Origin of the sequence: Mycobacterium sp. (genome assembly GCF_035499775.1) — a bacterium.
Lineage (GTDB): Bacteria > Actinomycetota > Actinomycetes > Mycobacteriales > Mycobacteriaceae > Mycobacterium.
Genome location: NZ_DATJYB010000492.1, coordinates 1 through 9,356, shown reverse-complemented (window position 1 = coordinate 9,356; position 9,356 = coordinate 1). Strand labels below are relative to the sequence as shown.

Genomic DNA, 9,356 nt, shown 5'->3' with positions numbered 1-9,356 from the left:
GGCACCCGGAACAGCAGGCATCGGCGGTAGCTCGGGTGCCTCCGGATCGACTCCCAGCCCGGCGTTGACCGATGCACGGCTCACCATCGACCTCTCAATGATCTTGTTCCACAACTCATCTCCCTTGAGGCCCTGGCCCTTATACTTCTCGACGACCTCGTCCCAGGTCATGTTCTTCTCGGTGGCTGCCAGCCGGGCCGCTTCAGCACGGTCGACCATCAAGTCGCGCGTCCATGTCCGCAGCGCGTTGCGGGTGGCGGAGAGCGTCTTGGCCCGCGTCTCAGGACTCAAGCCCTCGTCGATGAGTCGCTGGTTCAGCGCCTTCATCTGCTGCTCGCCGTACGTGTATACATTGCGGGCTTGCTCCGACGTCAGTGTTGCGTTGGGGTAGCCGGGAATCCCGAGTTCATTGGTCCTGGGGGCGGGGAACGCGCTCGATGTGTTCTGCAGAAACGAACGCACGGTGTTGGGATCGACCCCCGGAGGCAACGGGGTCTCGCGCAGCGACCGCTCGATACTTTCGTTGATCGCCTGTTTGCGACCCGCGGCGTCGCCGGTTACGACAGGTTCGGCGCCGTCGGCCGTATTGATCGCCCGCGACAACTCGACGTCAGCCGCGTTGGCCTCCACCAGGATCCGTTGCAGCCTGGCGCCCAAATTCACGAAGTGCACCGTCCAGTCCGGGGCGCCGATGTTTCTCGGGTCGAGGGTCGTGATCTCGCCGGTCGTACGGTTGATCGTGAATCCCCAGTTCTTCGCGTCTTCGTCAGCTTGCTTCAGGTCCCGTTTGACCTGTGTGATCATGTCGATCGCGTCATAGGCACGCATACTGACTGTCGCGGCCTGATCGGAATGTAGGAGCAGATCACCGCGGGTCTTGTCGATGGCGCCTTGCGCCGCGGCGGCCGCCTCGCCATGCCAGCTCAGGAATGCGGGGATACGCCCCAACCCCATGTGCACGTCGGCCGCGGCATCGGCCCGGTCCATGACGGCGTGGAACGCATCACGAATCAGGTCGGGGTCCCAGGTGTCGACATCATTAAGAGTGACCGCCATCGCAGATCACATCTGTCGACTAGGTTTCGAGGGTCTTGGCACTGCGCTCCTCGGCTTGCTGATACGCGTTGCCGGTCGATCGGAAATGTGCATGATGCTCGTCCAGCTTGGCGCACATCTGTTGCGTAAATGCTTGCCACTCAGCTACTTTCGCGCGCATCGCGACCGCCGAGGCGCCGGCCCAGCCGGACGACGTTGCGCCGATTCTGGCGTCGGCCCGGGCGTGGGCAGTGCGCAATTCCTCGTTGTGCATCGCCACCTGATCCGCCGACACCCACAGGTCAGGTGGGTAAGCGCGCAAGTGGTCGGCCATGCCACACCTCCCGATTCCATTGGCACGCGACGAATCAACGATAGGTGCCGACATTCCAGGGATGCGACGGCCAAAGTCCACGACTTTATGACGTCGGGCCGGCGCCCCAACCTCGCTCGACGGCTTTGACGACGGCGGTCAGGGTCGCGTTCACCGGCGCCTCGACTCCGACCCGTGCGCCCTGCCGTGGCACCGCGCCGTTGATGACGTCGATCTCGCTGACCCGACGCGCCTCGTGGTCGAGCAGCGCCGACGGCTTCGCGTCGGGGATCGCGGCCCCGAAGGCGCGCACGTGCGCGACGGGATCGGCTACGGCAATGGCGATTCCGGATGCTCGCGCGACGGCCCAGGCCTCCGTCGCCGCGGCCCGGCTGACCGGACCCATCTCCGGGTCGTCCATCACCTGCCCGACGGTCATCCCGGTCGCCGCGCACGGCCCGCTGTAGGCGACGTTGCAGATCAGCTTCTCCCACTGCATGGCCGCGATGTCGGTGACCGCGGCGGCGTCGAATCCGGCGTCGGTCCAGGCCGCCGCGATCGACTCGACGGTCGCGAACGGCAGCGACGAGTAAGCGCCGAAACGCATGGCCCGCATGGCGTTGTGGTGCACGTGCCCGGGCCCGACGAGCGATGCGCCGAACCCGCTTGCGATCCCGACCGCCACCCGGTGGTCGCCGACGATGTCCGCGACGGTCTGCGCAGACCCGAGACCGTTCTGGATCGTCAGTACCGGCGTGTCCGCACCCAGCATCGGAAGTGCTTGCTGCGCACCGGCTGTCACGTCGGCGGCCTTGACCGCGAGCACGATCAGGTCCATTGTCTCGGGCAGCGCCTCAGTGGCGGCCCGCAGCGACACGGTCCAGTCGTAGCCGGGGCCGGTGACCCGCAGCCCATGCTGGGCGATCTGATCGATGCTGGGCTGATAACTGTCGACGGCCAGCACGTCGTTGCCGACGGCCGCGAGCCTGGCGGCATAAATGGAACCCATTGCCCCGCAGCCGATTACCGCGACTTTCATAGCGACTCTCCTAGTTCGGTGACCAGCTCGGCCAAGCCGGCCTTCTGCTCCAGCCCGAAGCCCGGCGCGTCCGTCGGCGCGATCCGCCCTCCGGCCACTGGGCAGCCCTGCGGGTAGCCGCCGAAGGGCTGGAACACACCCGGGTAAGACTCGCAGCCACCGAGGCCCAGAGCGATCGCGATGTGCAGGTTGATCAGGTGGCCTCCGTGCGGGAAGGCGTAGCGGCGGTCGAAGCCGTGCGCCTCGAGCACCTCGAGCATCCGCACGTATTCGGTCAATCCGTAGCTCAGACCGGCGTCCATCTGGAAGACGTCGCGACCGGGCCGCATGCCGCCGTAGCGGACCAAGTTGGTCACGTCGGGTACCGAGAACAGGTTTTCGCCGGTGGCGACGGTGCCGGGGTAGCAGGCCGTCATAGCGCGGTTCAGCTCGAAATCCAATGGGTCGCCGGGCTCTTCGAACCAGCGCAGGCCATAGGCGGATAGCGGCGCGGCCCAGCGGGTGGCTTCGAACAGGTCGAACCTGCCGTTGGCGTCGACCGCGACTCGCGCCGCGTCCCCGACCACCTCGACGACGGTCTCGATTCGGGCCAGGTCTGCACGCAGGCCGGCGCCGCCGATCTTCATCTTGACCGCGTCGTAGCCCGAATCGAGGTAGCTGCGCATCTCGTCGCGCAAACCATGGCCACCGGGGTAGTAGTAACCGCCGGCGGCGTACACCGCGACCGTCCGCAGGGGCTCTCGCTTGAAGTGGCGCGCGATGGTGGCGTAGGCGGGTTCGTCGTCGAGCTTGGCGTTGAGGTCCCAGCACGCCAGCTCCAGCGCGGCGGCCGCCGCGGCGCGATCCCCGTGGCCGCCGGGCTTCTCGTCGCGCAGCGCGCAGGCCAGCACGGCGGCCGGGTCTAGACGCCCGCGGTCGTCCAGCAGCGCGTCCGGCGACGCCGCGAGGACTCGGGGGATCATCCGGTCGCGCAGGATCCCGCTCTGCGCGAATCGCCCGATCGAGTCGAAGGCCACCCCGATACCTACATCGGTGACGACCGCGACCAGCGAGACGGTGTGGCCGCTGAAGTCAACGACGGCGTTGGCGGCCGTGCCCCGCAGTCGGACGGCCCGCTCCAGGATCGCGGTGATCCGCATCACCCGGTCTTGGTGAAGAGCACCACCTGCTCCCACGGCAGCCGGGCGAAGACCGCGCGCCCGCGGGTCACATACGCCGCCGCGGTGTCCCGGCTGACCACGTGCGGGTCGGTGATGCCGATCGTCTTGCCCTGGCGGCGCATCTTGCCGCTGCCCGCCGCGTTGAGGTTCTTCAGCCAGTCGCGGTCGGGGCCGTACGCCAACGGGACCGCCACGCCGGCCTTGCCGTCCATGCTGGTGGTGAAGGCGTTCACCGGTGTGCGATAGGCCTTTCCGGAGCGGCGGCCGACGTGCTCGATGATTCCGTACGCCGGCAGCCAGCCGGCCCACAGCCGCTGAATGGGATTGGTCACGTACCGGTTGAACCGGGCGAGCCGTTGGGGAAATTGCATGCCTCCATCCAACCCGCTCAGCCGGTGATCGCGCGAGCGACATGGTCGGCGTGCAGTCCGGCGACCACAGTGGCGACGACGAACAAGACCAGCGAGACCGCTGCAACCACGAAGACGGCCCGGGGTGAGCGCCGCCTGACGGCGGCGACCACGTAGAAGAACATGCTCAAAACCAGGATGGGGCCGCCGGCGAACAGTAACCAGCTGAACCCCGCGCGCTGCGAGGCGTACCACGCGGGCAGGCTCGACCGTGTCGCCGCGTCCCGAAACCCGAATGACCCATTCGGGGCCAGCTGATCATGACTTGCCTGAAAGTAGCCGTAGACGAGGGGAAGCAGCAGGAGTGCGCCCATGACGAACGCCCCGGCCGCGACGAGCACCGTCAGCCAGCCGGAGTTGGAATCGACCGCTTTGGCCGGTTGCTCGTCCATGTTCGCCCCATTCCCGATGCGGCCGCGTCATAGCCGTTCGCCGTAGATTACGTGCGTGTCGCGGGCAGTAGCCGCCGGGCCAGCCGCGCGGCCCGGGTGGGTGTCGGGTGCCACGGCTGCTGGTCGTCGGGAGGCCATGCGTAACACGGGATCTCGTCGCACAGCAGACGTCCCAGGCCGGGCAGGGCCAGCTCGCGGGCAGACCAGTCGTAGAGGCTTCGCACTCGAGGCTGGATGACGCCGACGTCGAGGGCGTGCGCCAGTCCGTGTTCGGCCTTGATGTAGGGCTCGAGGTCGTGCCCGAGGGGATAGCGGTCGGGAAGCACCCGCGACAGCGACAGGAAGATGCCCGTCATGCCCAGGCGCGGATCCCCGAGTGGCCGGCCCACCGGGGCCAGCGGGCCCAGCGCCAGCCGCGGCGCGGCGACCAGGGCGTGGGCGTACAGGACGCGCATCAGGACCACGTTGAGGAAAAATCGTTCGACGCGCGATTCCTGCGACGCGAGCTCCTCGTGGTCGAGGTAGGCGCTGGCGACGCTGGCGTTGTGGGCGCGGTACCAGCTCCGCGCCGTCGGCTGATGAATGAAGTCCAGCCACACCGAGACCGAGGGGCAACTGGCCGGTCCTGGACTGCCGAACGCCAGGGCGCGTGCTTCGCAGACGTCGTAGAGGATGCGTTCGTTCATCGCCCGCCACCATCGGCTCCCCGGGTTGGGCGCATCGACCGGGTTGAGGAGTCCTCGCCGCAGTTGCCATCGCATGAACGCCGACGCGGCCCCGCGAAAGGGAAGGTAGCCGCGGTCCACGTGGGATGGGACCCGGTAGGAGCGCCGCATCATAGACAGTCGCGCGTCCGGATCGTCGCGGACCGCTTCGACCCTGGCCAGCGCGACCGCTGCGGCCGACTGCGGGGGCACCTGCTACTTCTACACCCTGTAGTTGAACCGAGTGCGGAGGCTGGGACACTGGTCGGCATGGGTAGCACCGACCAGGCGATCGCCAGCGTGCGCACCTCGGCGCAGTTGTTCGAGAACGCCTGCCAGGTCATCCCCGGTGGCGTGAACTCGCCGGTGCGGGCCTTCACCGCGGTGGGCGGCACCCCTCGCTTCATCACCGAGGCACACGGCTGCTGGCTCACCGACGCGGACGGCCACCGCTACGTCGACCTGGTCTGCTCGTGGGGTCCGATGATCCTCGGCCACGCGCACCCGGCCGTGGTCGACGCCGTCACCAAGGCCGCCGCCAACGGCCTGTCGTTCGGGGCGCCGACGCCGGCCGAGACCGAGTTGGCCGCCGAGATCATCGGCCGGGTGGCCCCCGTCGAGCGGATCCGGCTGGTGAACTCCGGCACCGAGGCCACCATGAGCGCCGTCCGGCTGGCGCGCGGCTTCACCGGGCGGGCCAAGATCGTCAAGTTCTCCGGCTGCTACCACGGTCACGTCGACGCGTTGCTCGCCGACGCGGGCTCGGGTGTGGCCACGCTGGGCCTGCCGTCCTCGCCCGGGGTCACCGGAGCCGCAGCGGCCGACACAATTGTGTTGCCCTACAACGACATCGACGTCCTGCGGGAGAGCTTTGCGCGGTACGGCGACCAGATCGCCGCGGTGATCACCGAAGCCAGCCCCGGCAACATGGGCGTCGTCCCGCCCGGGCCGGGCTACAACGCCGCGCTGCGTGAGGTCACCGCCGGGCACGGGGCGCTGCTGATCGTCGACGAGGTGATGACGGGCTTCCGGGTGAGCCGAAGTGGTTGGTACGGAATCGATCCCGTCGACGCGGACCTGTTCACGTTCGGCAAGGTGATGAGCGGCGGGTTGCCGGCCGCCGCATTCGGCGGGCGGGCCGAGGTGATGCAGCGACTGGCGCCGCTGGGGCCGGTGTACCAAGCCGGCACCCTGTCGGGCAACCCGGTGGCGATGGCCGCCGGGCTCGCCACGCTGCGCGCCGCCGACGACGCGGTGTACACCGCGCTGGACGACAACGCCGACCGCCTGGCCGGACTGCTGGCCGACGCGCTGAGGAAAGCCGGTGTGCCGCACCAGATTCCGCGTGCCGGCAACATGCTCAGCGTGTTCTTCGCCGACACGCCGGTGAGCGATTTCGCCGCCGCACGGGCCAGCCAGACCTGGCGCTATCCGGCGTTCTTTCACGCCCTGCTGGACGCGGGCGTCTACCCGCCGTGCAGTGCGTTCGAGGCGTGGTTCGTCTCGGCCGCCCTGGACGACGCCGCGTTCGAGCGGATCGCCGGCGCTCTGCCTGGCGCCGCCCGGGCGGCGGCTCGGGCGGCGGAGTCCTGATGGCCGAGCAAACCCGCGTCCACGTGATCCGGCACGGCGAGGTGCACAACCCCACCGGGATCCTGTACGGACGGCTGCCCGGATTCCAGCTGTCCGACAAGGGCCGCGCGCAGGCCGCCGCGGTCGCCGAGTTCCTGGCCGACCGCGACGTCGTGGCGGTGATCGCCTCCCCGCTGCAGCGGGCCCAGGAGACCGCCGCGCCCATCGCCGCCGCCCACGACCTGCCGGTGGACACCGACCCTGACCTGATCGAATCGGCCAACTACTTCGAGGGCCGAAAGGTCGGCCCGGGCGACGGCGCCTGGCGCGACCCGCGGTTCTGGTGGCAGCTGCGCAACCCGTTCACCCCGTCGTGGGGGGAGCCCTACGCCGAGATCGCGGCCCGGATGGCGACCGCGGTGGACAAGGCGCGCGCCCGCGGCGCCGGCCACGAGGTGGTGTGCGTCAGCCACCAGCTCCCGGTGTGGACGACACGGCTGCACCTGACCGGCAAGCGGCTCTGGCACGACCCGAGGCGACGGGAATGCGCGCTGGCGTCGGTGACCACGCTGGTCTACGACGGCGAGCGACTGGTCGACGTCGAATACTCCCAACCGGCGGGCCCTTGACCGCCCCGGCGAGGATGTGGCGGCCGGCGATCGCCGCGGCCCTGCTGGTGGCGCTGCTGGCGGGCTGTTCCGGGCGTGACGCCGTCGCACAGGGCGGCACCTTCGAGTTCGTCTCGCCCGGCGGCAAGACCGACATCTTCTACGACCCGCCCGCCGCCCGGGGGCGTCCGGGACCGCTGTCCGGGCCAGACCTGGCCGATCCGGCGCGCACCGTCTCGCTGGACGACTCCGCCCTTGCCGGCCGCGTCGTCGTCATCAACATCTGGGGACAGTGGTGCGGCCCCTGCCGGGCCGAGGTCACCCAGCTGCAAAAGGTGTATGACTCCACCCGCGACTCCGGGGTGTCTTTCCTGGGCATCGATGTGCGCGACAACAACCGCGAGTCGGCGCAGGACTTCGTCAACGACCGCCACGTCACGTTCCCGTCGATCTACGACCCGGCGATGCGCACCCTGATCGCCTTCGGCGGCAAGTACCCCACCACCGTCATCCCCTCCACGCTGGTGCTGGACCGCCAGCACCGCGTCGCGGCGGTGTTCCTGCGGGAACTGCTGGCCGAGGACCTGCAGCCGGTGGTGCAGCGGCTGGCCATGGAGAACTCAGAGAAATGACCGGGTTCGCCCACATCGCCGCCGCCGGCCCGTTGCTGGTGGCGCTGGGGGTGTGCCTGCTGGCGGGGCTGGTGTCGTTCGCCTCGCCGTGTGTGGTGCCGCTGGTGCCGGGCTACCTGTCGTATCTGGCGGCAGTGGTGGGCGTCTCGGATGAGCAGGCGCAGGGTGCTGTGAAGGCCCCGCCCGCCGCGCGGTGGCGGGTCGCGGGGTCCGCGGCGTTGTTCGTCGCCGGGTTCACCACGGTGTTCGTGCTCGGGACGGTGGCGGTGCTGGGGATGACCTCCACGCTGATCACCAACCAGCTGCTGCTGCAGCGGGTGGGCGGGGTGCTGACCATCGTGATGGGGCTGGTGTTCGTCGGCTTCATCCCGGCCTTGCAGCGACAGGCCCGGTTCAGTCCGCGGCAGCTGACGACGGTGGCGGGGGCGCCGCTGCTCGGCGCGGTGTTCGCGCTGGGCTGGACGCCGTGTCTGGGGCCGACGCTGACCGGGGTTATCACCGTCGCCTCGGCCACCGAAGGGGCCAACGTGGCTCGCGGCATCGTGCTGGTGATCGCCTACTGCCTGGGGCTGGGCATCCCGTTCGTGCTGCTGGCATTCGGTTCGGCGGGGGCCGTCGCGGGCCTGGGCTGGCTGCGCCGGCACACCCGGGCCATCCAGATCTTCGGCGGCGTGCTGCTGATCGCCGTCGGCACCGCGCTGGTCACCGGCGTGTGGAACGACTTCGTCGGGTGGCTGCGCGACGCCTTCGTGTCGGACGTGAGGCTGCCGATTTGACCGGCCCGGAGGTATCGCGAGCAGACGCAGAATCGCACGAAAGGCAGCGTTTCAGTGCCATTCTGCGTCTGCTCACGCCAAGAGTGCTGGCGCAAAAAACCCGCAACCTGTGGCGGTCGCTGACGTCGATGGGCACCGCGCTGGTGCTGCTGTTCCTGCTCGCGCTGGGCGCGATACCCGGCGCGTTGGTGCCGCAGCGCAGCCTCAACGCCGGCAAGGTCGACGAGTACCTGCGAGCCCACCCGGTGATCGGGCCCTGGCTCAACGAGCTGCAGGCCTTCGACGTCTTCTCCAGCTTCTGGTTCACCGCCATCTACGTGCTGCTGTTCGTGTCGCTGGTCGGCTGTCTCACCCCGCGGATGATCGAGCAGGCCCGCACCCTGCGCGCCAAACCGGTACCCGCCCCGCGCAACCTGGCCCGGCTGCCCAAGCACGCCAGCTCCCAGGCCGAGGGTGATCCCGACGAACTCGCCACCGCCGTCGCGGCCCGATTGCGCGGCTGGCGCACTACCATCCGGCACCAGGGCGACGCGGTGGAAGTGTCCGCCGAGAAGGGCTACCTGCGCGAATTCGGCAACCTGCTGTTCCACTTCTCGCTGCTGGGCCTGTTGGTCGCGGTGGCCGTCGGCAAGCTGTTCGGCTACGAGGGCACGGTGATCGTCATCGCCGACGGCGGTCCCGGCTTCTGCTCGGCGTCGCCGGCCGCGTTCGACTC

The 9,356-nt window shown here is 69.3% G+C and carries 11 protein-coding genes and 1 pseudogene; 5 read left to right on the top strand and 7 right to left on the bottom strand.

Going from position 1 to position 9,356, the window contains the following annotated elements; all coding sequences use genetic code 11:
• The 7 genes and pseudogenes from VML93_RS30255 to VML93_RS30225 all read right to left on the bottom strand — a co-directional run.
• Nucleotides 1–1,056 (bottom strand): annotated as a pseudogene (locus VML93_RS30255) (hypothetical protein); the annotation flags it as partial.
• A gap of 19 nt (nt 1,057–1,075) precedes the next feature.
• On the bottom strand, nt 1,076–1,369 hold the full coding sequence (locus tag VML93_RS30250) for a WXG100 family type VII secretion target (RefSeq protein ID WP_325616208.1): 294 nt from the start codon (nt 1,367–1,369) through the stop codon (nt 1,076–1,078).
• Between the two features lie 85 nt (nt 1,370–1,454).
• Complete coding sequence (locus tag VML93_RS30245; protein ID WP_325616206.1) at nt 1,455–2,387, bottom strand: 2-dehydropantoate 2-reductase; 933 nt, start codon at nt 2,385–2,387, stop codon at nt 1,455–1,457.
• Entirely contained in the window at nt 2,384–3,526 is a 1,143-nt protein-coding gene (locus tag VML93_RS30240; protein WP_325616204.1) for an enolase C-terminal domain-like protein, read from the bottom strand. Before VML93_RS30240 ends, VML93_RS30245 begins: the two co-directional genes overlap by 4 nt.
• Nucleotides 3,526–3,918, bottom strand: coding sequence for a nitroreductase family deazaflavin-dependent oxidoreductase (locus tag VML93_RS30235; protein WP_325616202.1), 393 nt, complete (start codon nt 3,916–3,918; stop codon nt 3,526–3,528). The genes VML93_RS30240 and VML93_RS30235 overlap by 1 nt, the downstream gene beginning before the upstream one ends.
• Before the next feature lie 17 nt (nt 3,919–3,935).
• Nucleotides 3,936–4,349 (bottom strand): hypothetical protein, encoded by a 414-nt coding sequence (locus VML93_RS30230; RefSeq protein WP_325616201.1) that lies wholly within the window; start codon nt 4,347–4,349, stop codon nt 3,936–3,938.
• A gap of 47 nt (nt 4,350–4,396) precedes the next feature.
• Entirely contained in the window at nt 4,397–5,266 is an 870-nt protein-coding gene (locus tag VML93_RS30225) for a hypothetical protein (protein WP_325616199.1), read from the bottom strand.
• 57 nt (nt 5,267–5,323) lie between these two features.
• Here VML93_RS30225 and hemL point away from each other — a divergent pair, with 57 nt between their 5' ends.
• From hemL to VML93_RS30200, 5 genes are all read left to right on the top strand, one after another.
• Nucleotides 5,324–6,646, top strand: coding sequence for a glutamate-1-semialdehyde 2,1-aminomutase (hemL, locus tag VML93_RS30220; protein WP_325616197.1), 1,323 nt, complete (start codon nt 5,324–5,326; stop codon nt 6,644–6,646).
• Nucleotides 6,646–7,254 (top strand): histidine phosphatase family protein, encoded by a 609-nt coding sequence (locus VML93_RS30215; RefSeq protein ID WP_325616195.1) that lies wholly within the window; start codon nt 6,646–6,648, stop codon nt 7,252–7,254. Before hemL ends, VML93_RS30215 begins: the two co-directional genes overlap by 1 nt.
• 14 nt (nt 7,255–7,268) lie before the next feature.
• Nucleotides 7,269–7,865 carry a TlpA disulfide reductase family protein gene (locus tag VML93_RS30210; RefSeq protein ID WP_325616212.1) on the top strand — a complete coding sequence of 199 codons (597 nt, stop codon included), beginning with the start codon at nt 7,269–7,271 and terminating at the stop codon, nt 7,863–7,865.
• Nucleotides 7,862–8,641 (top strand): cytochrome c biogenesis CcdA family protein, encoded by a 780-nt coding sequence (locus tag VML93_RS30205; protein ID WP_325616193.1) that lies wholly within the window; start codon nt 7,862–7,864, stop codon nt 8,639–8,641. Before VML93_RS30210 ends, VML93_RS30205 begins: the two co-directional genes overlap by 4 nt.
• A 107-nt stretch (nt 8,642–8,748) precedes the next feature.
• The coding region (locus VML93_RS30200) for a cytochrome c biogenesis protein ResB (RefSeq protein ID WP_325616209.1) at nt 8,749–9,356 on the top strand (608 nt) is incomplete at its 3' end.